At 66.3% G+C, this 25,847-nt stretch carries 22 protein-coding genes and 1 pseudogene; 10 read left to right on the top strand and 13 right to left on the bottom strand.

Annotation, left to right across the window (positions count from 1 at the left end):
* Window positions 1-10 precede the first annotated feature (10 nt).
* The 7 genes from tssE to SBP02_RS00580 all read right to left on the bottom strand — a co-directional run bounded on the left by tssE (window position 11) and on the right by SBP02_RS00580 (window position 7,429).
* Window positions 11-418 carry a type VI secretion system baseplate subunit TssE gene (tssE, locus tag SBP02_RS00550; RefSeq protein WP_318644457.1) on the bottom strand — a complete coding sequence of 136 codons (408 nt, stop codon included), beginning with the start codon at window positions 416-418 and terminating at the stop codon, window positions 11-13.
* Between the two features lie 6 nt (window positions 419-424).
* A complete protein-coding gene (gene tssC, locus SBP02_RS00555; RefSeq protein WP_318644458.1) occupies window positions 425-1,900 on the bottom strand; it encodes a type VI secretion system contractile sheath large subunit in 1,476 nt (491 codons plus the stop codon).
* A gap of 25 nt (window positions 1,901-1,925) precedes the next feature.
* Window positions 1,926-2,432: a type VI secretion system contractile sheath small subunit gene (gene tssB / locus SBP02_RS00560; protein WP_318644459.1), complete on the bottom strand. Its 507-nt coding sequence runs from the start codon at window positions 2,430-2,432 to the stop codon at window positions 1,926-1,928.
* Window positions 2,433-2,465: 33 nt separating this feature from the next.
* The gene (gene tssA / locus SBP02_RS00565) at window positions 2,466-4,028 is read right to left on the bottom strand and encodes a type VI secretion system protein TssA (protein ID WP_318644460.1); all 1,563 of its coding nucleotides are present in this window, start codon (window positions 4,026-4,028) and stop codon (window positions 2,466-2,468) included.
* 464 nt (window positions 4,029-4,492) lie between these two features.
* On the bottom strand, window positions 4,493-5,398 hold the full coding sequence (locus SBP02_RS00570; protein ID WP_318644461.1) for a D-hexose-6-phosphate mutarotase: 906 nt from the start codon (window positions 5,396-5,398) through the stop codon (window positions 4,493-4,495).
* A gap of 119 nt (window positions 5,399-5,517) precedes the next feature.
* A complete protein-coding gene (locus SBP02_RS00575) occupies window positions 5,518-6,894 on the bottom strand; it encodes a TRAP transporter large permease (protein ID WP_318644462.1) in 1,377 nt (458 codons plus the stop codon).
* Window positions 6,887-7,429 (bottom strand): TRAP transporter small permease subunit, encoded by a 543-nt coding sequence (locus SBP02_RS00580; protein WP_318644463.1) that lies wholly within the window; start codon window positions 7,427-7,429, stop codon window positions 6,887-6,889. The genes SBP02_RS00575 and SBP02_RS00580 overlap by 8 nt, the downstream gene beginning before the upstream one ends.
* Before the next feature lie 193 nt (window positions 7,430-7,622).
* On the opposite strand from SBP02_RS00580, the gene SBP02_RS00585 reads away from it, so the two are divergent.
* On the top strand, window positions 7,623-8,723 hold the full coding sequence (locus SBP02_RS00585; RefSeq protein ID WP_318644464.1) for a TRAP transporter substrate-binding protein: 1,101 nt from the start codon (window positions 7,623-7,625) through the stop codon (window positions 8,721-8,723).
* A 66-nt stretch (window positions 8,724-8,789) separates the two neighbouring features.
* Here SBP02_RS00585 and SBP02_RS00590 read toward each other — a convergent pair whose 3' ends face one another.
* A complete protein-coding gene (locus tag SBP02_RS00590; RefSeq protein WP_208707788.1) occupies window positions 8,790-9,191 on the bottom strand; it encodes an acyl-CoA thioesterase in 402 nt (133 codons plus the stop codon).
* Window positions 9,192-9,443: 252 nt separating this feature from the next.
* Here SBP02_RS00590 and SBP02_RS00595 point away from each other — a divergent pair, with 252 nt between their 5' ends.
* The 7 genes from SBP02_RS00595 (at window position 9,444) to SBP02_RS00625 (ending at window position 18,376) form a co-directional block, all read left to right on the top strand.
* On the top strand, window positions 9,444-10,412 hold the full coding sequence (locus tag SBP02_RS00595) for a PstS family phosphate ABC transporter substrate-binding protein (protein WP_318644465.1): 969 nt from the start codon (window positions 9,444-9,446) through the stop codon (window positions 10,410-10,412).
* Window positions 10,413-10,592: 180 nt separating this feature from the next.
* Complete coding sequence (locus tag SBP02_RS00600; RefSeq protein ID WP_318644466.1) at window positions 10,593-12,878, top strand: ABC transporter permease subunit; 2,286 nt, start codon at window positions 10,593-10,595, stop codon at window positions 12,876-12,878.
* Between the two features lie 81 nt (window positions 12,879-12,959).
* On the top strand, window positions 12,960-14,576 hold the full coding sequence (gene pstA, locus SBP02_RS00605; RefSeq protein WP_369960396.1) for a phosphate ABC transporter permease PstA: 1,617 nt from the start codon (window positions 12,960-12,962) through the stop codon (window positions 14,574-14,576).
* 69 nt (window positions 14,577-14,645) lie between these two features.
* Entirely contained in the window at window positions 14,646-15,473 is an 828-nt protein-coding gene (pstB, locus tag SBP02_RS00610; protein WP_318644468.1) for a phosphate ABC transporter ATP-binding protein PstB, read from the top strand.
* Window positions 15,474-15,615: 142 nt separating this feature from the next.
* Window positions 15,616-16,347 carry a phosphate signaling complex protein PhoU gene (phoU, locus tag SBP02_RS00615; RefSeq protein ID WP_318644469.1) on the top strand — a complete coding sequence of 244 codons (732 nt, stop codon included), beginning with the start codon at window positions 15,616-15,618 and terminating at the stop codon, window positions 16,345-16,347.
* A 101-nt stretch (window positions 16,348-16,448) separates the two neighbouring features.
* The gene (locus tag SBP02_RS00620) at window positions 16,449-17,348 is read left to right on the top strand and encodes a response regulator (protein WP_318644470.1); all 900 of its coding nucleotides are present in this window, start codon (window positions 16,449-16,451) and stop codon (window positions 17,346-17,348) included.
* Between the two features lie 131 nt (window positions 17,349-17,479).
* On the top strand, window positions 17,480-18,376 hold the full coding sequence (locus SBP02_RS00625) for a peptidoglycan DD-metalloendopeptidase family protein (RefSeq protein ID WP_318644471.1): 897 nt from the start codon (window positions 17,480-17,482) through the stop codon (window positions 18,374-18,376).
* A gap of 232 nt (window positions 18,377-18,608) precedes the next feature.
* On the opposite strand, the gene SBP02_RS00630 is transcribed toward SBP02_RS00625, so the two are convergent.
* The 3 genes from SBP02_RS00630 to SBP02_RS00640 form a co-directional block, all read right to left on the bottom strand.
* Window positions 18,609-18,740 (bottom strand): hypothetical protein, encoded by a 132-nt coding sequence (locus SBP02_RS00630; RefSeq protein WP_318644472.1) that lies wholly within the window; start codon window positions 18,738-18,740, stop codon window positions 18,609-18,611.
* Complete coding sequence (locus SBP02_RS00635; RefSeq protein WP_318646396.1) at window positions 18,737-18,985, bottom strand: TRAP transporter small permease; 249 nt, start codon at window positions 18,983-18,985, stop codon at window positions 18,737-18,739. Before SBP02_RS00635 ends, SBP02_RS00630 begins: the two co-directional genes overlap by 4 nt.
* A gap of 199 nt (window positions 18,986-19,184) precedes the next feature.
* Window positions 19,185-20,327, bottom strand: coding sequence for a BCCT family transporter (locus tag SBP02_RS00640; RefSeq protein WP_318644473.1), 1,143 nt, complete (start codon window positions 20,325-20,327; stop codon window positions 19,185-19,187).
* 412 nt (window positions 20,328-20,739) lie between these two features.
* Here SBP02_RS00640 and SBP02_RS00645 point away from each other — a divergent pair.
* Window positions 20,740-21,756 (top strand): annotated as a pseudogene (locus tag SBP02_RS00645) (aldehyde dehydrogenase family protein); the annotation flags it as partial.
* A gap of 435 nt (window positions 21,757-22,191) precedes the next feature.
* Window positions 22,192-23,055: a DMT family transporter gene (locus tag SBP02_RS00655; protein ID WP_318644474.1), complete on the top strand. Its 864-nt coding sequence runs from the start codon at window positions 22,192-22,194 to the stop codon at window positions 23,053-23,055.
* Between the two features lie 5 nt (window positions 23,056-23,060).
* Here the strand turns inward: SBP02_RS00655 and SBP02_RS00660 are convergent, their stop codons facing one another.
* Window positions 23,061-24,401 (bottom strand): hemolysin family protein, encoded by a 1,341-nt coding sequence (locus SBP02_RS00660; protein ID WP_318644475.1) that lies wholly within the window; start codon window positions 24,399-24,401, stop codon window positions 23,061-23,063.
* Window positions 24,402-24,466: 65 nt separating this feature from the next.
* Window positions 24,467-25,774 (bottom strand): phosphate regulon sensor histidine kinase PhoR, encoded by a 1,308-nt coding sequence (phoR, locus tag SBP02_RS00665; protein ID WP_318644476.1) that lies wholly within the window; start codon window positions 25,772-25,774, stop codon window positions 24,467-24,469.
* Window positions 25,775-25,847 lie beyond the last annotated feature (73 nt).

Consider the following 25,847-nt stretch of genomic DNA (forward strand, 5'->3'; position numbering starts at 1 on the left):
GGGGCTCTCCTTACTGGACCTTGACCTGTCCGCTGCCATCCAGGCTCGCGGAGAAACTCACGTGGCGTTTGATGCCCTCGACCTGCAGCAGGCCCTCGATGGAAAAGGACAGGCTCAGCGGGTCGTGGCTGCGCGGCAGGGAGATCACCCGCACCTGACGCAAACGCGGTTCGTACGCCTCGATAAAGCGTTCGATGGCGATACGCGCCTGCTGCAGCGAGTCGTGCAGCGACAGGCGCATATCGTTGAGATCGGGCAACCCGTAGTCGGGCAGCGTTTGCACGCTGCCCGCCCGGGTGCTGAGCATCTTGGCCAGGTGGGCAGCCACCGATGCCATGGCGGCGACCTCGCGGTCCCAGCCGGCGCGTTGGCCGGCCTCGCCACCGAGGCGTTCGAACAGGCTGCCGTACCCGGTCATGGCGGCTTACTCCTTGTCCAGCTTGCCAACCAGGGACAGGGTGAAATCGGCCCCCATGTACTTGAAGTGCGGGCGCACGTTGAGGCTGACGCGGTACCAGCCCGGCTCGCCTTCGACATCGCTGACGATCACCTGGGCGGCGCGCAGCGGACGGCGGCTGCGCACTTCGGAGCTGGGGTTCTCCTGGTCGGCGACGAACTGGCGGATCCACTTGTTGAGCTCCAGTTCCAGGTCGGTGCGCTCCTTCCAGGCACCGATCTGCTCGCGCTGCAGCACCTTCAGGTAGTGGGCCAGGCGGTTGATGATGAACATGTAGGGCAGCTGGGTGCCGAGCTTGTAGTTCAGCTCGGCGGTCTTGCCTTCCTCGCTGATGCCGAAGAACTTCGGCTTCTGCGCCGAGTTGGCGGAGAAGAACGCGGCGTTGTCGCTGCCCTTGCGCATGGTCAGGGCGATGAAGCCTTCTTCGGCCAGTTCGTATTCACGACGGTCGGAGACCAGCACCTCGGTGGGGATCTTGGTCTCGATCTCGCCCATGCTCTCGAAGTGGTGCAGCGGCAGGTCTTCCACCGCGCCGCCGCTCTGCGGGCCGATGATGTTCGGGCACCAGCGGAACTTGGCGAAGCTGTCGGTCAGGCGGCTGGCGAAGGTGTAGGCGGTGTTGCCCCACAGGTAGTGCTCGTGGCTGCCGGCGACGTTTTCCTTGTAGACGAAGGTCTTCACCGGGTTGTCTTCCGGGTCGTAGGGGTTGCGCAGCAGGAAGCGCGGCACGGTGAGGCCGACGTAGCGGGCGTCTTCCTGCTCGCGGAAGCTCTGCCACTTGGTGAACTGCGGGCCTTCGAAGTGGTCCTTCAGGTCTTTCAGGTCCGGCAGGCCGGTGAAGCTTTCCAGGCCGAAGAACTTCGGACCGGCCGCGGCGATGAAGGGCGCGTGGGACATGCTGGCGACGCTGGCGACGTACTGCAGGGTCTTGACGTCCGGGGCGCTGGGGTCGAAGAAGTAGTTGGCGATCAGCGCGCCGACCGGCTGGCCGCCGAACTGGCCGTACTCGGCGGTGTAGATGTGCTTGTACAGGCCGGACTGGACGATCTCCGGGCTGTCCTCGAAGTCATCGAGCAGGTCCTGCTTGGAGGCGTTGAGGATCTCCAGCTTGATGTTCTCGCGGAAGTTGGTGCGGTCCACCAGCAACTTGAGGCCGCGCCAGGAGGATTCCAGGGCCTGGAACTCGGCGTTGTGCAGGATCTCGTCCATCTGCCGGCTGAGCTTGGCGTCGATCTCCGCGATCATGCGGTCGACCATGGCCTTCTTCACCGGCTCGTTTTCGTTCTGCGGTTTCAGCAATTCTTCGATGAAGGCCGACACGCCGCGCTTGGCGATGTCGTAGGCCTCGTCGTCCGGGGTCAGCTTGGTCTCGGCGATGATGCGGTCGAGAATGCCGAGTTCGGCGGCGCTGTGGCCGCTCTCTACTGCTGCGCTAGTGCTCATTGATCAGCGTCCTTGTCAGTGGGAATCAGGAGTCCAGGGTGTCTTGGGCGGCCAGGCCGAGTTCGCCGAGCACGCGGTCGCGGGAATCGTCGTCGCTGAGTACGCTTTCGATCGCCTTGCGGAAGGCCGGGGCGTTGCCCAGTGGGCCCTTCAGGGCGACCAGGGCGTCGCGCAGCTCCATCAGCTTCTTCAGCTCCGGGACCTGTTCGACCAGGTTGGCCGGGTTGAAGTCCTTCATCGAGTTGATCTTCAGCTGCACGGCCAGTTCGTCGCCTTCCTGCTCGTCCTGCAGACGGTTCGGCACGGCGAAGGTCAGGTTGAGTTCCTGCTTGGCCAGCACCTCGTCGAAGCTGTTCTTGTCGATGCTGATCGGCTTGCGGTCTTCGATCTTGCGCTCGTCGGCGCGCTGGGTGAAATCGCCCAGCACCATCAGCTTCAATGGCAGTTCGATTTCTTCCTGGGCGCCGCCGGTGGCGGGTTTGAAGGTGACGTTGATGCGTTCCTTGGGGGCTACCGAGCCTTCTTTGGCCATGGTCATTCTCCGTTGCGGTTATGGCCCGAGGGCCTAGTCCAGTACCACTTCGAGGTCGAGGTGGCACAACCTGCGGTAGATCTCTTCCTTGTATTCGCGTACGGCGTGGTTCTGCGGCAGCAGCTCGCAGCAGCTGTGCAGCAGGCGCAGTACCTCGAGGGCGAGATCGGGTTCCCAGTCGCCCAGGCCCGAGGCCTGCAGCAGTTGGTCGAGCGAGTCGAGCTGGGTCTTGGCCAGTTCGTATTTCTTGGCGGCGAAGCACAGGCGCGCCAGGGTCAATTGCCAGTAGAAGCGTTCGCGGCCGCCCCGGGCCTTGGCCAGGCCCTGCTTGAGTTGTTGCACGGCGCTTTTCAGGCCGTCCTTGCGCAGTTTCGGCAGGGTCTCCTGCAGGGCCTGTTCCCAGGCCGGCTGGCTGCCGCTTTCGTCCACCTGCGGCGCGCTCTGGGTCACCGGCGCCTGCAGGTGCGGCATGACGTGGGAGCTGAGCCAGGCGCGGGTCTGGGCGTCGGCGAAGGCGCTGCCGTCGTGGAAGCGCAGCTCCTCCAGGCCATGCATGCGCTGCAGGAAAAGCGCCAGCTGGATCTCCACCTCGCGCATCGCCTGTTCGGCGTCCAGGCCTTGCAGGCACTGCCAGACCAGGTGCTGACCGTCGAGCCAGAAGGGCGCGCGGGCGATGCTGGCCTCCAGATCGACCAGCAGGTCGGCGTACTGCCCCTGCTGGTAGCGTTCCTGATAGCTGGCCAGCTTGTCCGCCGGCAGGCCGCGCAGGGCGGTGACCTGCTCGGCGTTGCGCTCCGGCAGGCTGTCGATCGGCAACCACAGCAGGGTGCGCGCCAGGCGCAGGGCGCGCAGGTCGCTGGCCTTCTGCTTGAGCCAGTAGGCGCACAGGGGGCGGGCCTGGTCCTGCAGGCTGCGCAGGCTCTTGTGGGCTTCTTTTTCGTTCTCCACCGGCGCACCGGGGGTGAGCAGCTGGGTGGCGACCTGCTTGACCTGGGCAATGGCCGCCCCGACGCTGCCCGGCTCCGGTTGGCCCTGGCTGGCGCGGCTGACCAGTTCGTCCAGGCGTCGGCACAACGGCAGCAGCAGCGGCGCGTCCGCGCCCAGGTGCCCGGACAGGCAGGTCTCGAGGGCGCGCAGCTGTTCGGCGAGGCTGCGGAACAGTGCCAGCTGTTCGCCGATCGGCACATGTTCGGCCAGGGCCTGCTCCAGACGCGGCAGCAGCCAGCCGATGGCGGCGGCGCGGGTGCGTGGCTTGCGCGGATGCAGTTCGGCCCAGTGATTCAGGCACAGGTAGTGCAGCAGGCCCAGGCCGGCCTGCAGGCCGGCGAAGGATTCGCGCTGATAGAGGCCCCAGATCAGCCAGGCGGCGACCCGCAGATCCTTGGAGTGGGCGCTGAGCAAGGCCTCGCTGTTCTCGCGGACCTTCTGCCAGTCGATGGCGGCGGTTTCATGCAGCGAGCTGGCCTTGCTCAGCTCGTTTTCCAGCACTTCGTACTCGCTGGAATAACGCATATCCGCACCGGCGAAGTCCCCTGGATTAATGGGGAGTTTGGCCAGCTCCAAATAACGAGTGGTGAGCGTGTTCGAATAGGTCATTCCATGACTCGACTATATATCCAGGCAACTCGGGAAGGCCCTTCCTATTGCGGGGCGAACTTATAAAGTTCCCGAGTTGTGCAACTTTTTGCGCACATCAATGTGCAACAAGTTGCGCAGAGCCCTAGTGGGGTGGGCATCCTAGCGGCATGGGGGTGGGGCGGGCAACTATTTAAAGTGTGAAGCCCGTAGCAATGGAAGCGATTAGCCGATTATTAATTAGTACGATAGTTCCCAATATTTTTGCGACTTGCCGCACAAGTATTAAGGCTGGCAGAGGGTGTAGGAAATAGAAGTTTGCATTTGTAAGAGATCGCTTACTGGCAAATTAGTGGCGCATCACAAAAGTGCGCGCGAGGGCTTCTCGGTTTGTGATCGTCGCCTAGGTTTATTTGGGCAAGTTGTGAGATGGCTAATCGCCATCTCGTGCGGTTTGTCGAGGCGGCCCGTTCCGGGGCGCCCTGTCAGTCGGGCAAGGCTTCGCTCCACAGGCTCACGCTGAGGCGGTGGCGTGCGTCGGGCGCGAGCACTAGGAAATCCTCCAGGACATTGGCGTGTTCGATGCACAGCATGCCTTGCCAGGCGTCGCCGGCGAACTGCGAGAGGCGCTGGGCCTTGTCGGTCCAGGGGTTCCACAGCACCGCCGAGCGCGAGCCGCTGCAGCGCAACTGGATGCGCCGCTGCCAGACCGGATCGAGGATGCTCAGGCGGCTCGGGGAGTCCAGGTAGATGCGGTCGGTCTCGCCGGTAAAGCGCAGGGCGTCGAGCTGCTGGCGTTCGTTCCAGTCGTCCAGGGTGTCGATATAGCGGCAGCCCTGCAGGCCTTCGACCTGGGCCTGGCGAATGTCGCCGACGGCGAAGTAGCTGTGCAGCGCCTGGCTCAGTGCCAGGGGCTGGTCGCCGAGGTTGCGGCTGTCGAGGTGCAGGTGCAGGTGCTGATCGAGGCGGATGCGCAGCTGCAGTTCGGCCGCCTGGGGCCAGCCCGGCAGCGGCTGCTCGGCGCTGTTGTAGGCGAACTCGAGGTTGACCCCGTCGCCTTGCCGGTCGATGCCCAGCAGGTTCCACTCCAGGTCGCGCACCAGGCCGTGGGACGGCACCAGGTTGCCGCCCTGGTACATGGCCTGCACCGCTTGCGGGTTGCGCCGCAGGTCGCCGAACCAGGGCCAGCACACCGGCACGCCGCCGCGCACGCTGCGCCCGCTTTCATAGACCGCCTGCTCGCTCAGCCAGATCAGCGGTCGCTCGCCGTCGCGCTGGTAGCTCAGCAACTGGGCGCCCTGCTGGGCCACCAGCAGTTCGGCGTCGGCGTGGCGGATGCGCCAGCAGGTCAAGGCGCCGAGTTCGACCCGTTCAACATTGGAAGTAGCCATCTGCATGCCCTGTCACCGGTGGGGATAGCCCTATTGGAACGCAGCTTGGCCGGCAGTCCAAGGGGCAGAAAGCAAAACGCCCGTCGCGGTGACGGGCGTTGCCTTGCGGTGCGCCGTGGCTACTTGCCGTAGACCTGCTCCGGCAGCCAGGTGATCAGCCCGGGGAACTGGTAGGCGATGATCAGCAGGATCAGCTGGATCAGGATGAAGGGGATGACGCCGCGGTAGATGGTACCGGTCGCCACCGACGGCGGCGTGACGCCGCGCAGGTAGAACAGGGCGAAACCGAACGGCGGGGTGAGGAAGGAGGTCTGCAGGTTCAGGGCGATCATCACCCCCAGCCAGATCGGGTCCAGGCCCATGGCCAGCAGCACCGGGCCGACGATCGGCACCACCACGAAGGTGATCTCGATGAAATCGAGGATGAAGCCGAGCAGGAAGATCACCAGCATCACCACGAAGAAGGCGCCGAGCACGCCGCCCGGCAGCTGGGCGAACACGTCCTCGATCAGCACCTCGCCGCCGAAGCCGCGGAACACCAGGGAGAACAGCGAGGCGCCGATCAGGATCATGAACACCATGGCGCTGATCTCGGTGGTGCCGTAGGCCACCTCGCGCAGCTGGTTGAAGTTCAGCTTGCCCTTGCCGAAGGCCAGGATCATGGCGCCGAACGCGCCGAGGGCGGCGGCCTCGGTGGGGGTGGCGTAGCCGGCGAGGATCGAGCCGAGCACCGCGGCGATCAACGCCAGCGGCGGCAGCAGGGCGCCGATGAGCTTGCCCCATTCGATCGGGCCGAGCTCGTCCTTGGGCAGCGCCGGCAGCTTCTTCGGCTGGAAGATCGCCGTGCCGACGATGTAGAGGATGTACAGGCCCACCAGCAGCATGCCGGGGATGAAGGCGCCGACGAACAGGTCGCCGACCGACACCGTCTTGGGCGAGAAGATGCCCATCTTCAGCTGGGCCTGCTGATAGGCGCTGGACATCACGTCGCCCAGCAGCACCAGCACGATCGACGGCGGGATGATCTGCCCGAGGGTGCCGGTGGCGGCCAGGGTGCCGGTGGCAATGGCCGGGTCGTAGCCGCGGCGCAGCATGGTCGGCAGCGCCATCAGGCCCATGGTCACCACGGTGGCGCCGACGATGCCGGTGCTGGCGGCGAGCAGCGCGCCGACCACGCACACCGAGATGGCCAGGCCGCCGCGCAGGGTGCCGAACAGCCGCGACATGGACTCCAGCAGGTCTTCGGCGACTCGCGACTTCTCCAGCATCACGCCCATGAACACGAACAGCGGCACCGCCAGCATGGTCTGGTTATTCATGATGCCGAACAGGCGGTTGGGCAGGGCGCTCAGGTAGCCGGAGTCGAAGGTGCCGGTGAGGGCGCCGATGCCGGCGAACAGCAGGGACACGCCGCCGAGGGTGAAGGCCACCGGGAAACCGGCCATCAGGGCCAGGCAGATGGTGACGAACAGCAGGATCGCCATCAATTCAATCATGTTTCACCTCGGACTCGGGCAGGCGGCCGGCCAGCAGATAGGCGGCCTTGATCAGGTCGGCGAGGCCCTGCAGGGCCAGGCTGACGACCAGCACCAGGATGATGCTCTTCTGCAGGTAGACGAACTTCAGGCCGCCCGACTCGCTGGAGGCTTCCAGGGTGGACCAGGAGTTGGCGACGTAGTCCCAGCTGGCCCAGCCGAGGTACAGGCACAGCGGCAGCAACAACAGCAGGTTGCCGCAGACCTCCACCAGGGCTTGGCGGCGGCCGCTGAATTTCTGGTAGAAGATGTCCACGCGCACGTGGGCGCCGCGGATCAGGGTCCAGGCGGCGGCACCCATGAACACCAGGGCGTGGGCATAGAGCACGGCCTCCTGCAGGGCGATGGCGCCGATGCCGAAACCGTAACGCAGCACCACGACTATGGCGGTGCCGATGACCAGGAACAGGGTCAGCCAGGCACAACCCTGGCCGAAGCGGGTATTGAGCGTGTCGATCAGGTTCGCGAGGCGTAAAAGCGGGGGCGTGTCGGACATTGGTAGTCCTTATCGTTATGGGTGAGGGAGCGGGCAGCCGGGAATTCTAGGCTGGCCCAGGTTGGCACAGCAATGCCACTACAACTTTAGTCGTATCTACTAGGCTTGAGGATCACCAACCCCTATGGTATCGAGGCATAGTCCGGCAGCGGCGATCCCGTGGTCAGACCAATACAACAAGAAGGAGCATTGAATGAAACGTCGTCAGATTCTCGCGGCAGCGGGCGTAGGCCTGGCCGCCGGCGCATTGGCTGGCTGCAACAAGGAGGCCGAGACCGCCGCCAAGCCCCAAGAGGGTGGGGGCGGGGAGACCTTCAACTGGAAGATGGTCACCTCCTGGCCGAAGAACTTCCCCGGTGTGGGCGTGGGTGCTGAGCGCTTCGCCACCCTGGTCGAGGAAATGAGCAATGGCCGCCTGAAGGTCAAGGTCTATGCCGCCGGCGAGCTGGTGCCGGCGCTCGAGGTGTTCGATGCGGTCTCCCGCGGCACCGCCGAGATGGGCCATGGCGCGCCCTACTACTGGAAGGGCAAGGTGCCGGCGGCGCAGTTCTTCTGCGCCCTGCCGTTCGGCCCCAATGCCCAGGAGATGAACGCCTGGCTGCACAAGGGCGGCGGCATCGAGCTGTGGGAAGAGGTGTACAAGCCGTTCGGCGTGCTGCCCATGGCCTGCGGCGCCACCGGCGTGCAGACCGCCGGCTGGTTCAACAAGGAAATCAACTCGGTCGAGGATTTCAAGGGCCTGAAGATGCGCACCCCGGGTCTGGGCGGCGAGGTGCTGACCAAGATGGGCGGCACCGTGGTCAACATGCCGGCCGGTGAGATCTTCACCGCCCTGCAGACCGGCGCCATCGATGCCACCGAGTGGATCGGCCCGTACAACGACCAGGCCCTGGGCCTGCACAAGGCGGCCAAGTACTACTACACCCCGGGCTGGCAGGAGCCGAACGTCACCTTCGAGCTGGACATCAACCTCAAGGCCTGGGAAACCCTGCCGGCCGACCTCAAGGCCATAGTGCGGGCCGCAGCCCGCGACGTGAATGGCGACATGCTCGACGCCTACAATGCGCGCAACATGGAGGCCATGGAGCAACTCAAGGCCGAGGGTGTGGACGTGCGCAGCCTGCCGGAGGAGGTGCTGGCCAAGCTCAAGGAAGTGGCGGCCGAAGTGGTCGAAGCCAGTGCCGCAGCCGACCCGGCCGCTGCCAAGGTGTGGGCGCAGCAGAAGGCCTACCTGCAGCGCCTGGCCGAGTACGCGGAGTTCAACGAGAAACTCATCTACAACATCCGCGGCTGATCCGTACCGCCCAAATAACAACGCCGGCCCTAGAGCCGGCGTTGTTATTTGGGGCGAACGCGTCGTTTAGCGGCGCGGTGGCACCGGGCGGGTGCGGCCGCTGCCGTCGATGGCGACGAAGACGAACACCGCCTCGGTGACCTTGCGCCATTCGCTGGAGAGCGGGTCGTCGCTCCATACCTCGACCAGCATCTGGATCGAGCTGCGGCCGACTTCCAGGGTCTGGGTGTAGAACGACAGCTGGGCGCCGACGGCCACCGGCACCAGGAAGGCCATGCGGTCGATGGCCACCGTGGCGACGCGGCCACCGGCGACCTTGCTGGCCATGGCGGTACCGGCCAGGTCCATCTGCGCCACCAGCCAGCCGCCGAAGATATCGCCGAAACCGTTGGTCTCGCGTGGCAGCGCGGTGATCTGCAGGGCCAGGTCGCCTTGCGGAATCGGATCATCCTGTTCGAATTCGTTCATCTCGGGTATGGCTCGCGGCGCGGTTGTTGTTGTGGGCGCGGAGCCCGCAGCATTGCGGGTTCCGCGAGTATACCGACTGAACGGTCGCCGGGCGACCATGCTGCCCGACACGCGCAGGGCGCCCCTGTATTTTCAGACGTCGTGCGCAAAATCGGCGGCGGTCATTTAACTGTCACATTGGTTTCATAGATTAATCGCACGGCCTGCAGATACTTGGCCTCGATCCACACCCCTTCCAATTAGGAGCAAGGCATGAAACTTACGCGTTTGATGGCGGCCATGACGTTCGTTGCCGCTGGTGCTGCCACCGCCACCGCGGTTGCTGCTGTCGATCCGGCACTGCCGACTTATGAGAAGACCTCGGGCGTATCCGGCAACCTGTCGAGCGTAGGTTCCGACACCCTGGCCAACCTGATGACCCTGTGGGCCGAGGACTACAAGAAGCTCTACCCGAACGTGAACATCCAGATCCAGGCGGCCGGCTCCTCCACGGCGCCACCCGCGCTGACCGAGGGCACCTCCAACCTCGGCCCGATGAGCCGCAAGATGAAGGATGCCGAGCTGCAGGCCTTCGAAGAGAAGTACGGCTACAAGCCGACCGCCATCCCGGTCGCCATCGATGCCCTGGCGGTGTTCGTGCACAAGGACAATCCGATCAAGAGCCTGGACATGGCCCAGGTCGATGCCATCTTCTCCAGCACCCGCTTGTGCGGTGGGGCGCAGAACGCCAAGACCTGGGGCGACCTCGGCCTGACCGGCGACTGGGCAGCCAAGCCGATCCAGCTGTTCGGCCGTAACTCGGTATCCGGCACCTACGGCTACTTCAAGGAAGAGGCCCTGTGCAAGGGTGACTTCAAGCCCAACGTCAACGAGCAGCCGGGCTCGGCTTCCGTGGTGCAGTCGATCTCCAGCACCCTGAACGCCATCGGTTACTCGGGCATCGGCTACAAGACCTCCAGCGTCCGCGCCGTGCCGCTGTCGAAGAAGGGCGGCGAAGCCTTCGACGCCACCGAAGAGAACGCCCTGGCCGGCAAGTTCCCGCTGTCGCGCTTCCTCTACGTCTACGTGAACAAGGCGCCGAACAAGGCCCTGAGCCCGTTGGAAGCCGAGTTCGTCAAACTGGTGCTGTCCAAGCAGGGACAGGAAGTGGTGGTCAAGGATGGCTACATCCCGCTGCCGTCCAAGGTCGCCGAGAAGACCATGAAGGAACTCGGTCTCTAAGCGGCCGTCGACCACGCCGCGGCCCTGCGCCGCGGCACGCGCTAGACACGCCCGCCGCTCCTCCCGGAGCGGCGGGCGTCGTCGCGTCACCACGCTGTAATCTTTCTGTCACACAAGGCGGTTAGATTGACGGTCCGCTCAACCGGCGGCGCGTGTGCGCAACTGCCCAGAGATTTTCGTATGACCGATTTGGCCACCGATACCATGACCGCACCTCTGAACAGCAGCCAACGGCTGGACTTCAACACCCCGGCCCTGCAGCGCAAGCGCCGCATCCGGGCCATCAAGGACCGTCTGGCACACTGGTACGTGTCCATCGGCGGTCTGGTCGTGCTGGCAGCGATCACCCTGATCTTCTTCTACCTGGCCCATGTGGTGCTGCCGATCTTCTCCGGCGCCGAGCTGGAGGCGCGCGAGGCACAGCAGCCTGCCTGGCTGGCCGAGCAGGGCGAGGCCCTGCTGCTGGCGGTGGAAGAGCAGAACAAGGTGGCCATGCGCCTCAATCGCGCCGGTCGGGTGCAGTTCTTCGCCACCAAGGACGGTGCGGCGCTGAGCAGCGTCCAGCTGCCGTTGCCGGCCGGCGCCAGCATCGTGTCCTTCAGCGAGGACCAGCCGGGCAGCCGTCGTGTGGCCCTGGGCCTGTCCAACGGCCAGGTGCTGGTGTTCAAGCAGAACTACCGGGTGACCTACCCGGACAACGTCAAGACCATCACCCCGACCCTGGAGTACCCCTTCGGCGAGACGCCGCTCGATCTCGATCCCCAGGGGCGGCCGCTGGAGCACGTGGCGATCAGCCAGAACGGCGACACCCTGCTGCTCAGCGCCTCCACCGGCGCCGAGCTGCACGTGCTGGCGATGAGTCGTGAAGAAAACGACTTCACCGGCGAGGTGACCCAGGAGGAGCGCCGCATCGTTCTGCCGCAGATCGCCGAGCCGATCAGCGCCCTGCTGATCGATCCGCGTCATCAGTGGCTCTACGTGTTCAACGGCCGTGCCACTGCCGATGTCTTCGACCTGCGCAGCAACAGCCTCAATGGCCGCTACAAGCTGCTCGAGGGCGAGGCGCGGGTGAGTACCGTGAGCCCGCTGCTCGGCGGCATCTCGCTGCTGGTCGGTGACAGCAAGGGCGGCATCCGCCAGTGGTTCATGGTGCGTGACGAGGACGGCCAGTCGGCACTGACCCGCATCCGCGAGTTCAAGCTCGGCGACAGCGCCATCACCCAGTTCCTCCCGGAGGAGCGGCGCAAGGGTTTCCTGGCCCTGGATGCCGACGGCAAGCTGGGCATCTTCCACAGCACCGCGCACCGCACCCTGCTGGTCGAACAGGTCGCCGAGGGCACGGCCGTCGCCACCCTGTCGCCGCGGGCCAGTCGCGTGCTGGTGGAGTCCAAGGGGCAGATCCAGCCCTTCGTGGTCGACAACCCGCACCCGGAGGTGTCCTGGAGTTCGCTGTGGGGCAAGGTCTGGTACGAGAGCTATGACGAGCCCAAGTACGTCTGGCAGTCGACCTCGGCCAACAGCGATTTCGAGCCCAAGCTGAGCCTCTCGCCGCTGACCTTCGGCACCCTCAAGGCGGCCTTCTATGCCATGCTGCTGGCCGCTCCGCTGGCCATCTGCGCGGCGATCTACACCGCCTACTTCATGGCCCCGGCCCTGCGCGGCAAGGTCAAGCCGGTGATCGAGCTGATGGAGGCGCTGCCGACGGTGATCCTCGGCTTCTTCGCCGGCCTGTTCCTCGCCCCCTATGTGGAGGGACACCTGCCGGGCATCTTCAGCCTGCTGCTGCTCACCCCGCTCGGCATCCTGCTGGCCGCCTACGGCTGGAGCCGCCTGCCCGAGCGCATCCGCCTGCTGGTGCCGGACGGTTGGGAAGCCGCCCTGCTGATTCCGGTGATCCTGCTGGTCGGCGCCTTCTCCCTGGGCATGAGCGGGCATCTGGAGAACTGGCTGTTCGATGGCGACATGCGCCTGTGGCTGAGCAACGACCTGGGCATTCCCTTCGACCAGCGCAACGCCCTGGTGGTGGGCCTGGCCATGGGCTTCGCGGTGATCCCGAACATCTACTCGATCGCCGAGGACGCCGTGTTCAGCGTGCCCAAGAGCCTGACCTTCGGCTCCCTGGCCCTGGGTGCGACGCCCTGGCAGACCCTGACCCGGGTGGTGATCCTCACCGCCAGCCCGGGCATCTTCTCGGCGCTGATGATCGGCATGGGCCGCGCCGTGGGCGAGACCATGATCGTGCTGATGGCCACCGGCAACACGCCGATCATGGAGATGAACATCTTCGAGGGCCTGCGCACTTTGGCCGCCAACGTGGCGGTGGAGATGCCGGAGTCGGAAGTCGGCAGCACCCACTACCGTGTGCTGTTCCTCGCCGCGCTGGTGCTGCTGTCCTTCACCTTCGTGATGAACACCCTGGCCGAGCTGATTCGTACCCGCCTGCGCAAGAAATATGCGTCGCTCTGAGAATTGGGAAGGTAGATGTCCGTGAAAACCAAAGAGCAAAACCTCAAGTCCTGGTTCAAGAGCGGGGCCCCCTGGGTGTGGATGACCGGCGGCGGCGTCGCCATCGCGGTGATCATGACCCTCGGCCTGCTGGCGGTGATCGCCACCCGTGGCCTGGCGCACTTCTGGCCGGCCGACGTGATCGAATCGACCTACCAGGTGCCGGGCGAGAGCCCGCGCGTGCTGGCCGGCGAGCTGGTGCAGTCCGAAGAGGTGCCCCGCGCCCGTCTGAAGGCTGCAGGGCTGCCGGTGGACACCGAGGGCGGCGAGTTCATGACCCGTCAGCTGCTCAAGGTGGGCAACCGCGAGGTGTTCGGCGCCGACTTCAGCTGGGTGGTCGCCGAATGGTTGAGTGGGTCCCATACGCCGGCCAACCTGTTGGTGATGGAGCGCCGCGAGTGGGGCAACTTCTATGGCTACCTGGTCAACGTCAAGCAGGGCGGCCAGCTGGTCGCCGAGGGCGACGGCGCCTGGGCCGAGCTGCAGCAGCGTCTCGCCCGCATCGACGAGCTGCATGGGCAGATCACCCGGCTGGAGAAGAAGGACATCGGCCGCATCAACCACGGTCTGGAGGCACTGCGCCTGAAGACCCGCCGCCTGGAGCTGGAGGACCGTCTCGACGCCGCCGCCCAGGCCGACCTGGATGCCGAGCGGGCCCAGTGGGACGCCGAATATAAGGTCCTGGAGGCGCAGCTGATCGAGCTCAACACCGCCTTCAACCGCGACAGCGTCACGGTCAAGACGGTCGACGGCCGCGAACTGGAGATCAGCCTGGGCAAGGTGGTGCGGGCCTATCAGCCCAACGCCATGGGAACCCTGGACAAGCTCGGCTTCTATTTCGCCAAGGTGTGGGAGTTCGTCAGCGATGACCCGCGCGAGGCCAACACCGAGGGCGGCATCTTCCCGGCCATCTTCGGCACCGTGATGATGACCCTGATCATGGCGGTGATCGTCACCCCGGTCGGCGTGCTGGCGGCCATCTACCTGCGCGAGTATGCCAAGCAGGGGGCGCTGACCCGGATCATCCGCATCGCGGTGAACAACCTGGCCGGCGTACCCTCGATCGTCTACGGCGTGTTCGGCCTGGGTTTCTTCGTCTACGTGCTGGGCGGCTCGATCGACAGCCTGTTCTTCGCCGAGGCTGCGCCGGCGCCGACCTTCGGTACCCCGGGGCTGATGTGGGCCTCGCTGACCCTGGCGATCCTCGCCGTGCCGGTGGTCATAGTCGCCACCGAGGAGGGCTTGGCGCGCGTGCCGCGGGCCCTGCGCGAGGGCTCCCTGGCCCTCGGCGCGACCAAGGCCGAGACCCTGTGGAAGGTGGTGCTGCCGATGGCCAGCCCGGCGATGATGACCGGCCTGATCCTCGCCGTGGCCCGTGCCGCCGGCGAGGTGGCGCCGCTGATGCTGGTGGGCGTGGTCAAGCTGGCCCCGGCCCTGCCGCTGGACGGCAACTACCCCTACCTGCACCTGGACCAGAAGATCATGCACCTGGGCTTCCACATCTACGACGTGGGCTTCCAGAGCCCCAACGTCGAGGCCGCGCGTCCGCTGGTGTACGCCACGGCGTTGCTGCTGGTGCTGGTGATCGCCCTGCTCAACCTCAGTGCGGTGTATATCCGCAACCACCTGCGCGAGAAGTACAAGGCGCTGGATCACTAAACCCGATTATCGCCGCCGCCCGCCCCGACGCGGGCGCGGCCCACGAATTGTTAGCGTAGGGAGCCTCCCATGCAGCACCAAGCACACGGTATCGATATCTCCGCCCTGGGCCGCGACAAGCAGAGCCTCGACCTGAACCAGGAGAGCGTGGCCATCGAAGTGCCCGGCCTCAACCTGTTCTACGGCGACAAGCAGGCCCTGTTCGATGTGCAACTGAACATCCCGAAACAACGGGTTACCGCCTTTATCGGCCCGTCCGGTTGCGGCAAGTCGACCCTGCTGCGCACCTTCAACCGCATGAACGACCTGGTCGACGGTTGCCGCGTGGACGGCGAGATCAACCTCGACGGGCGCAACATCTACCGCAAGGGCGAGGACGTGGCCGAGTTGCGCCGCCGGGTCGGCATGGTGTTCCAGAAGCCCAACCCCTTTCCCAAGAGCATCTACGAGAACGTGGTCTACGGCCTGCGCATCCAGGGCGTGAACCAGAAGCGCGTGCTCGACGAGACCGTGGAGTGGGCGCTGAAGAGCGCGGCGCTGTGGGACGAGGTCAAGGACCGCCTGCACGACTCGGCCCTGGGCCTGTCCGGCGGCCAGCAGCAGCGCCTGGTGATCGCCCGCACCGTGGCGGTGCAGCCGGAAGTGCTGCTGCTCGACGAGCCCTGCTCGGCGCTGGACCCGATCTCCACCCTGAAGGTCGAAGAGCTGATCTACGAACTGAAATCCAAGTACACCATCGTCATCGTCACCCACAACATGCAGCAGGCCGCGCGGGTGTCGGACTACACGGCGTTCATGTACATGGGCAAGCTGATCGAGTACGGCGACACCGATACCCTGTTCACCAACCCGGCGAAGAAGCAGACGGAAGACTACATCACCGGCCGCTACGGCTGATGGCCATGTCAGAGTGCGCTGGACTGCGTCGGCGGAACTTGCCGTACTACCTGTACTGCCTGCGTTCCGCCTCCTTGCCCAGCACCCTCTGCCAAAGCCCATTTCACCTGTAAACGCATCCGGTTAAATCAAGGGGTCGCACATGATCAACAAAGACAGCCTTACCCATCACATCTCCCAGCAGTTCAACGCCGAGCTGGAGGAGGTGCGCAGCCACTTCCTGGCCATGGGCGGCCTGGTCGAGAAGCAGGTCAACGACGCGGTCACCGCGCTGATCGAGGCCGACTCCGGCCTGGCCGAGCAGGTGCGCGAGGTCGACGACCAGATCAACCAGATGGAGCGCAACATCGACGAGGAGTGCGTGCGCATCCTCGCCCGTCGCCAGCCGGCGGCCTCCGACCTGCGGCTGATCATCAGCGTGTCCAAGTCGGTGATCGACCTGGAGCGCATCGGCGACGAGTCGACCAAGATCGCCAAGCGCGCCATCCTCCTGTGCGAGGAAGGCGAGTCGCCGCGCGGCTACGTGGAGATCCGCCATATCGGCGACCAGGTGCGCAAGATGGTGCAGCAGGCGCTGGACGCCTTCGCCCGCTTCGACGCCGAGCTGGCGTTGTCGGTGGCGCAGTTCGACAAGACCGTCGACCGCGAGTACAAGACCGCCCTGCGCGAGCTGGTCACCTACATGATGGAAGATCCGCGCTCGATCTCCCGGGTGCTCAACGTGATCTGGGCGCTGCGCTCGCTGGAGCGCATCGGCGACCACGCGCGCAACATCGCCGAACTGGTGATCTACCTGGTGCGCGGCACCGACGTGAAGCACATCGGCCTGACCCGCATGCAGGAAGAAGTGCAGGGCGGCGGCAAGGGCGATTGAGGCCGCCGCTGGCGGACCTGGGTCGCCGTTCGCCGCTTTAGGGTTGGCCAGCGGCGAGCCGCCGCGACTATGCTAGGGGCCATTCGAATTGGGAGTGGCCGATGAGTAAAGTCAACGTGCTGGTGGTGGACGATGCGACCTTTATCCGCGACTTGGTGAAGAAGGGGTTGCGCGATCACTTTCCGGGCGTGCAGATCCATGAAGCCGTCAACGGGCGCAAGGCCCAGCAACTGTTGGGCCGGGTCGCCATCGACCTGATCCTCTGCGACTGGGAAATGCCCGAGATGTCCGGGCTCGAGCTGCTCGGCTGGTGCCGCGAAGAGGAGGCCCTGAAGGCCATCCCCTTCATCATGGTCACCAGCCGCGGCGACAAGGACAACGTGGTCCAGGCGATCCAGACCGGGGTCTCGGATTTCATCGGCAAGCCCTTCTCCAACGAGCAGCTGGTGACCAAGGTGAAGAAGGCCCTGAGTCGCGCCGGCAAGCTGCAGGCCCTCCAGGCCGGGGCGCCAAGGGCCCTGAGCAGCGGCTTCGGCAATGACTCGCTGGCCGCCCTGACCGGGGGCAAGGCCGAGGTGATCAAGCCTGCCGAGAGCAACGAGTCCCGGCCCGCGGCCAGTGCCCAGCCGGCGCCAGCGAAGCCGACGGCGAGGGCGGCGACCGCCGGCCGTGGCCAGGGCCAGTTGCGCTTGCCGGGGGGCGGTATGGCCTGCGTGATCAAGGCGCTCAGCCTCAAGGAGGCGCAGCTGCTGGTCAAGCGCGGCGAGCTGCTGCCCCAGGTGCTGGAAAGCGCGGTGCTCGACCTGGAGCAGGGCGAGGGCGGCGAGGTGGCGCGCCTGAACGGCTATCTGCACGCCGTGGCCGCCTTCGAGCCGAAGGCCGACAGCGAATGGTTGCAACTGACCCTGCGCTTCGTCGACCGCGACCCGCAGAAGCTCGACTACCTGTCGCGGCTGATCGCCCGCGGCACCGTGCAGAAGCATTTCACCCCCGGCGCCTGAGCCGCGGGGCGTGGCGCCTTCGGCGCCGCGCGAGCTGGCTCACAACCTGGGCCGCGCCGTCTCGCGCAGCGTCCGCGGGGCTGCTAGTCTCCCTAGTCCGGATATCCAATAGCCATAAGATCCGAGTCGATATGCTAGGGCGTCTGATTCTTCTCTGCAGCCTGTGGGCCGCAGCCAGCCAGGCTGTGGCCCTGACCATCTACAAGTACACCGATGCCAATGGTGTGGTCACCTATTCCGACCAGGCCGCGCCCGGCGCCCAGGTGTTCGTGTTCCGCGACCGCATGGTCGAGCGCCTGGACAACCAGGTGAAGCTGGAAACCAAGAAGCATGCGGCCGGCGAGACCCTGCTGGTACGCAACGATCTCTATGCCCCGGTGCAGGTCGAGCTGAAGCTGGTGGAGGTCGACAACGCCGTCGGCGCCCCGGACGAGCCGATCAACTGGGTGCTGCCGCCGCGCAGCAGCATGCGCCTGGCCACCCTGGCGCCGCGCGATGCCGGCCGGCCGCTGCGCTACACGCCCAAGCTGCGCTATGCCTTGGGCGATCCGCGTCTGCTGCCGACCCGGCAGCGTTATCCCTTGCCCTGGCGCGGCGGGCCGTTTCGCCTGACCCAGGGCGCCAACGGCAAGTACAGCCACTTCACCCCCAAGGGCCGCTACGCCATGGACATCGCCATGCCCGAAGGCACGCCCATAGTCGCGGCCCGCGGCGGCGTGGTGGTGAAGACCGAAAATCAGCAGAGCGGGCGCGGCACCAACCCGTCCGGCAACTACGTGCGCATCCTCCACGACGACGGCACCATGGGCGTCTACCTGCACCTGATGAAGGGCTCGGTGCAGGTCCGCGAAGGCCGCCGGGTGGAGGCCGGCCAGCAGATCGCCCGCTCCGGCAACACCGGCAACAGCACCGGCCCGCACCTGCATTTCGTGGTGCAGCGCAACGTCGGCCTGGCCCTGGAGTCCATCCCCTTCAGCTTCTCCCAGCCGGTCGACAGCCTGCCCAATTTCGCCATTGGCGGCGAATGAGGGCAAACCGGGCCCGCGACCTGGGGCCTGGAATTGCGGCTCGACCTATGCCCGGCCAGGGCGGCCGGGCGGATGCCGGCGATCATCTGCTGGATGATGAACGCCGGGCCCATGGAGAAGAAGAACAGGAAGCCGGCGGCGGCCAGCAGTGTGGTCATCATCGGGAAGCTGGCCAGCAGCAGAGCCAGCATGCTGAGCAGCGGGGCGGTGGCCATATCCATAGCGGCAGCACTCAGGGTTGCGGCGGAAGAGGAGTGTCGACGTGGCGCGGCGGGGCCTCGCGCCGGCCGAGCAGGACCAGCAGCTGGGTGAACGCATCGCGCAGGAACTGCAGGCCGGTCATGCCCAGGTTCAGGGGGATCACCAGGTAGATGCAGTGCAGCGGCAGCTGCAGCGCCGAGGAGGCGCGGCCGACGCGGGCGGCCAGAGGATGAGCAGGTTGATCAGCAACAGGCTGGCGGCGGCCGGCTTGCCGGTCAGCTGTTCGATGAAGGCGCTCATGCTGATGTGTCGGCTATGGCGGGCGGCATAGCTGCAGCCGACGAAGGTGACGAAGATGACGAGGAACTGGTTGAGCTCCTCGGAGAAGTCGAGGCTCTGGTTGAGCAGGTAGGGCCGAACACGCTACCGAACGAGTTCAACGCCATCAGCAGGATGGCGCTGGCGAGGATGAAGGCCTCGAGCTTCTCCAGCAGTCAATCCAACTTGCGCAACCAAGACCATCAAACAGGTCGAGCCGCCGCTGGAGCTGGACTCCGGCGACGCTGACTAGGGGCGGCAAGGCGGGCCGGATAGCGGCCCGCTGCGCTTAGCGACTGGCGTCGATGCTCTTCAGGGCCGGGCGGTGGCGCGCCATGAGCAGCACCAGGGTCGCCGCGTAGAGGCCGATCACCACCAGGCCCACCCACTGGATCTCGAACGGGGTGAACTTGAACAGCAGTACCAGGGCCGTCAGCAGGACGACGTTCAGGGCGATGAAGCGCCCATGGCCGAGTTTCGCCACGGTGATGCCGAGGTTGTCGGTGTACAGGCGCACCAGGGAGTCGACCGAGTTGATCACGAAGATCACCCCGACGCCGAGCATGGCCAGCTTCCAGAACTGACTGACCTCGAGGCCCAGGTCGAAGTAGCCATAGAGCACGGCAAACCAGATCGCCAGGGGAATCGACGGAATCACCAGCAACGCCAGCAGCAGCTGCCAGGTGCGCAGGCCGCCGACGAAGCGCGAAACGAACTGGCCGATCATCACGCTCCAGGCGAACCACCAGAACAGGTAGAAGGCGTGGTAATCACCCAGCGGCAGGATGAAGCCGTGCAACTCGGCGAAGTAGCCGCTGCCGATCTTCCCGGCCGCCTCGGCGAAATAGCCGAGGCCCAGATCGCCCGCCCACCACATGCCGAGGATCAGGGCGAAGAACAGCCAGGTCGAGCCGACGCTGAGGATCTTCAGGTAGCGGATGTCGGTGCTGGAATAGACCGCCGCCAGAATGATGCCCACCACCACCAGATAGGCCAGGCCGTCGCCCAGCTCAGGTGCGTACCAGGCGATGTTGACCAGGAACAGGTAGGCGGTGAAGGCGCAGGTAGAGATGATCACCAGGTTGTTGATCAGCTTCACCGGGCGCAGTTCGAACAGCTTGACCCGCGGTTCGACCACGCAGAAGTAGAAGGTGGTGATGAAATAGAAGGCCCAGATCAGGAAGCCCCAGAAGCCGAACTCCACCGCCAGGGGGTTGGAGAACTGGTACTGGGCTTCCTCGGCGTAGGTCGGGAACTCGGTCAGCGGGAAGATGATCAGGCCCATGTCCAGGCCGGAGGTGAAGAGGATCGCCAGGAAGGTGAACAGGCCCACTGGCTCCGGGCCGCTGCAGCGCAGGTTGCCCCAGCGCAGCAGGACCAGCAGGGTGGTGGCGAGCAGGGCGATGATCGCCCCCGATAGAATCAGGTTCATAGAGTCCCCGTCCGTCCTGAGCGAGCGCTGCGTGCGGCCTGCACCCGGCTCGACGGTAATGTTCTTGTTGGAGTGATGAGGCGCAGGCGGCCCTGTCGGCGGGGCCGCTGCCGGCACCATCCTGGCCGGTCGAAACGGCTGTTGCATGCCCGAGGGCGTCGCCGGGCGTCTCGATCCCGGCCGACTCTGGGCGGCCAGGCCGCGTGTCGGCCATTTCGCCCGCCGAATCGGCCAGCGCCGCAGCCGCGCGGCGTCGCCGAAAAAAACCGTGCAGAAGGCCGCGCAAAGAAAAAAACCGGGCGCGCGGCCCCGGCTAAGAGCAAAAACCGCGCGCCCATCCCCCCTAGAGTGGAAGCCGTAAACAGGCACCACGCCCGGCGCCACGCCCGGGCCCGTAGAGGGGACGCCGTCCATGCACACACTCAAAGATCCGCGCCTGGTTCGCCAGCTGGCCTATGTCAACGGCAAATGGGTCGCCGGCAGCTAGGGCCGCGACGAGGCGGTCATCGATCCGGCCAGCGAAGAAACCATCGGCCGCTGCACCCTGCTTGACCAGGACCAGGTCGCCGCCGCCATTGACGCCGCCGATGCGGCCTTCCCGGCCAGGCGCGCCCGCTCGGTGGACGAGCGCGGCGCCATTCTCGGCAAGCGGCACGACCTGTTGCTCGAGCACAAGGAAGACCTGGCCCGGCTGATGACCCTGGAGCAGGGCAAGCCGCTGATTGAGGCCCGGGGCGAGATCGACTACGCCGCCTCCTTTATCCGCTGGTTCGCCGAGGAGGCGCGCCGCGCCTACGGCGAAACCATTCCCAGCCACATCCGCAACGCCCAGCTGGACAGCGTGCGCGAGCCGATCGGTGTCGCCGCGCTGGTCACCCCGTGGAACTTTCCCTGCGCGATGATCACCCACAAGGCCGCCGCGGCCCTGGCCCTGGCCGAGCTGGCCGAGCGCGCCGGCTTCCCCGCCGGGGTGTTCAGCGTCATCACCGGCGAGCCGGAAATGGTTTCCCAGGCGCTCTGCGTCAGCGACAAGGTCAAGGCGCTGTCCTTCACCGGCTCGGCCCGGGTCGGCCGCCTGCTGCTGCAGGCCGCGGCCACGGTGAAGAAGTGCTCGATGGAGCTGGGCGGCAACGGACCCTTCATCGTGCTGCCGGACATGGAGCAGGACGCCCAGGCGGCGATCGACGCCAAGTTCCAGACCACCGGCCAGGACTGCCAGGCGGCCAACCGCATCTTCGCCCATCGCTCGCTGTATGAGCCCTTCCTGGTGGCCTTCGCCCGGCGCATGGTCTACGGCTACGACATGCGCCCGGTGTGGCGCCTGCTGCGCGGCTTGGAGTTCGGCATGGTCAGCGTCAACTCGGTGAAGATGACCGGGCCGCCCGTGCCCTTCGGCGGCGTCAAGCAATCGGGCCTCGGCCGCGAGGGCTCGCGCTGCCGGCCAGCACCTCGGCATTCCGGTCAAGCTGTGCATCTCGCGCCTGGTGCTGGAGAACAAGGTCGAGGCCCTGCGCCGCAGTGGCGCCGAGCTGCTGATCCACGGCCAGGCCCAGGACGAGGCCGGTTTCGCCGCCCTCGGCCGCGACGAGGTGGCGATGCCGCCGATCCTCAGCATGAACATTGCCGAGAGCAGCGGCGAGGTCGACGTGAAGACCGCGCACACCCAGGGCTGGCCGCGTGTCGCGGTGAAGATCAGCCCCGGCTTCTTCGACAACCCCAGGCTCGGCTTGCCTGGCATGCCCTGCAACTGGCCGGCTGCGTGCACCGGCCCCAGGGTTTCGGTACCTTGCTGACCGACAGCTACGCGTTGGCTTGAAGGGCGTATGCACGCGCCCGGTCTGCGTGCTGCAGCGGGGAGTCTGAGGTGCAGGACAGACAGAAGGGCTTGCTGTTGACCGCGTTCGGCGTGCTGGTGCTGTCGCCGGACGCCCTGGTGCTGCGCTGGCTGGCCGCCGAGGCCATGTCGGTGCTGGCCTGGCGCGGCCTGCTGATGGCCATCGGCCTGGGCCTGCTGCTGGCCTGGCGCTACCGCGCCGGGCTGCCGGCCGCCGCCCGCCGCTGCGGCCGGACCGGCCTGGGCTGCGCCCTGTGCTACTGCGGCAGCACCATCGGCTTCGTCCAGGCCATCAGCCTGGCCGGGGCGGCCAATACCCTGCTGATCCTCAGCGTCGCCCCGCTGATCGCGGCGGCCCTGGCCTGGCTGTTTCTCGGCGAGCGCCTGGCCCTGCGCACCCTGCTGGCCATCCTGATCTGCGTCGGCGGGGTGGGGCTGATAGTCGCCGACGAGGCGCCGGGCAACAGCCTGGCGGGCAACGCCTGGGCCCTGGCGGCCGCCACCCTGCTGGCCGGCAACTTCACCCTGGCGCGCAGCAAGCCGGCGGTGGACATGAGCCCGGCGCTGATTCCCGGCGCCCTGCTGGTGTCGCTGCTGGGGTTCCTGTTCGGCGGAACGCCGGCGCTAAGCCCGACGCAGTGGGCCGGCCTGGCCTTCATGGCCGGGGTGTTGCTGCCCCTGGCCTTCATGCTGATCCAGCTCGGGCCGCGCTGGATCAGCGGCACCGAGGTGGGGCTGTTGTTGCTGCTGGAGGTGGTGCTGGGGCCGTTGTGGGTCTGGTGGCTGCTCGGCGAGGCGCCCAGCAGTCAGGTGCTGCTGGGCGGCGCGCTGATCTTCGTCACCCTGTGCGTGCACGGCCTGCTGGGCTGGCGCCGCGTGGCGCCGGTCGGCTGAGCCGCTCAGCCCAGGCGCAGCACCTTGGCCAGGATGACCTTGGGGCCTTTCATCTTCTTGACGATGATGCGCAGGCCGCCGACCTCCAGTGACTCTTCCTCTTCCGGCATGCGCTTGAGGGTCTCGTAGATCAGCCCGGCCAGGGTTTCCGCCTCGATGGGGTCGAGCGCGACGCCGAGCAGGCGTTCGACCTTGAACAGCGGCGTGTCGCCGCGCACCAGCAGCTTGCCCGGCTGGTAGGCAAGGATGCCGCGGTCGGCTTTGCGGTGTTCGTCCTGGATGTCGCCGACCAGGGCCTCGAGCACGTCCTCCATGGTCAGGTAGCCGATCACCTTGCCGTCGGCCTCCTCGACCAGGGCGAAGTGCGCGGTGCCCTGGCGGAACTGCTCGAGCAGGCTGGACAGCGGCATGTGCCGGGTCACCCGCTCGATCGGGTGCATCAGCTCGGCGATCTTCAGCGCCGAGGGCAGCATCTCCAGCAGCGACAGGTGCAGCAGCAGGTCCTTGATGTGCAGCACGCCGACGAAGTCCTCGGCCTCGGCGTCGTACACCGGGTAGCGGCTGTACTTGTGCCGGCGGAACACGCTGAACACCTCGTCCAGGGGCGCGTTCAGCTCCAGGTAGACCAGGTCCTCGCGGGAGTTGGCCCAGTCCACCACCTCCAGCTCGCCCAGCTCCACCGCCGAGGCCAGCACGCGCATGCCCTGGTCGCCGGGGTCGCGGGCGCGGCTGGAGTGGAGGATCAGCTTGAGCTCGTCGCGGCTGTAGTGGTGCTCGTGGTGCGGCCCCGGCTCGCCCTGGCCGGCGATGCGCAGGATGGCGTTGGCGCTGGCGTTGAGCAGGAAGATCGCCGGGTACATCAGCCAGTAGAACAGGTACAGCGGCGCCGCGGTCCACAGCGACAGCAGCTCGGGCTGGCGGATCGCCCAGCTCTTGGGCGCCAGCTCGCCGACCACTATGTGCAGGTAGGAGATGATGGCGAAGGCGGTGAAGAAGGCGATGGCGCTGACCAGCTTCGGCGAGTCGATGCCGAGCACCCCGAGCAGCGGTTCGAGCAGGTGGGCGAAGGCCGGCTCGCCGACCCAGCCCAGGCCCAGGGAGGCCAGGGTGATGCCCAGCTGGCAGGCCGACAGGTAGGCGTCCATTTGCGCGTGCACGGTACGCAGGATGTGCCCACGCCAGCCGTGTTGCTCGGCCAGGGCCTCGACCTTGGTGGCACGCAGGCGGACGATGGCGAACTCGGCGGCGACGAAGAAACCGTTGAGCAGAACCAGGAAGAGGGCGAAGAGAACCAGGCCGAAATCGGCGAAATAGGTGGCGGCGGAATAACTAGAGGAGGGGTCCATGGAGGGTTCGGTTGACCAATGACCGCTAAAGGGTGGGGGCTGGCGCCGGGCTTTGCAAGCGCGCGTTACTTGGCCCGGCGCACCGCCTGGGTGCTGGGGAAGTGGCAGGTGAAGGTGCTGCCCTGGCCCAGGGTGCTGGCGATATCCAGACGCGCGCGATGGCGCAGCAGCACGTGCTTGACGATGGCCAGGCCCAGGCCGGTGCCGCCGGTGGCGCTGGCGCGACTGGAGTCGACCCGGTAGAAGCGCTCGGTCAGGCGCGGCAGGTGCTTGGCCTCGATCCCCGGACCGTTGTCCTGCACCGTCAGGTGGGCACCCTGTTCGTCGCCCCACCAGCGGATGTCGATGCGGCCCTCGTCGGGGCTGTACTTCACCGCATTGAACACCAGGTTGGAGAAGGCGCTGCGCAGCTCCGCCTCGCTGCCCTTGAGCCTGAGGTGCGGGTCGGCTTCCAGGCTGATGCGGTGCTGGCGTGGCCCGGACAGCGCCTGGGCGTCGTTCTTGATCGACAGCAGCAGCAGGTCGACCGCCACCGGCGTCCGGTCCGCGGGGTAGTCGGTGGCTTCCAGCCGGGCCAGCAACAGCAGGTCGTTGAGCAGGTTCTGCATGCGCGCGCCCTGCTGCTGCATCTGCTGCAGCGGGCGCAGCCAGCGCGGATTGACCTCTTCGACGTTGTCCAGCAGGGTCTCCAGGTAACCGGCGATCACCGTCAGCGGCGTACGCAGTTCGTGGGACACGTTGGCGACGAAGTCCTTACGCATCTGCTCCAGCTGGTGCAGCCGGGTGACGTCGCGCACCAGCATCAGGTGCTCGCTGTTGCCGTACTGGGTGACGTGGATCTGCAGTTGGACGCGGCTATTGACCGGCGAGGGCAGGTCCAGCGGCTCGAGGTAGTTCTCGCGTTCGAAGTAGTCCTTGAAGCGCGGGTCGCGCACCAGGTTGCTGATCGACTGGCCGCTGTCCTGCGGGGTCTGCAGGCCCAGCAGGGTTTCGGCGGCACGGTTCCACCACTCCAGGTTACCGTCGCGGTCGAGCATGATCACCGCGTCCTTCAGGGCCGCGGTGGATTCCTGCACCCGGTCGATCACCGCCTGCAGGCGGCCGCGGGCGCGCTCGTTGCGGCGCTCCAGGTGGTAGATGCTGTCGAACACCTCGCCCCACAGGCCGTAGCCGTCCGGCGGCGCCTCGCCGGGCTGGTGCTCCTGCAGCCAGCGGTGCAGGCGCAGCAGCTGCTTGAGGGTCCAGCCGAGGTAAGTGCCCAGGCCTATGACCAGGGCCCAGGCATACTCGCCGCTGATCAGGCCCAGCAGCAGGCAGCCGCCGACCAGCAGCAGCAGGCGGCGCACCAGGGCACCACGCCAGTCTTGCTTCACTTGCTATTCATCCGCCAGTCGATCCTTACAGCCGGCTCATGCGTCCGGCCGGTCATCCTAACCCAGTGAGTGG

It is taken from the genome of Pseudomonas benzenivorans, from assembly GCF_033547155.1.
Classification (GTDB): domain Bacteria; phylum Pseudomonadota; class Gammaproteobacteria; order Pseudomonadales; family Pseudomonadaceae; genus Aquipseudomonas; species Aquipseudomonas benzenivorans_B.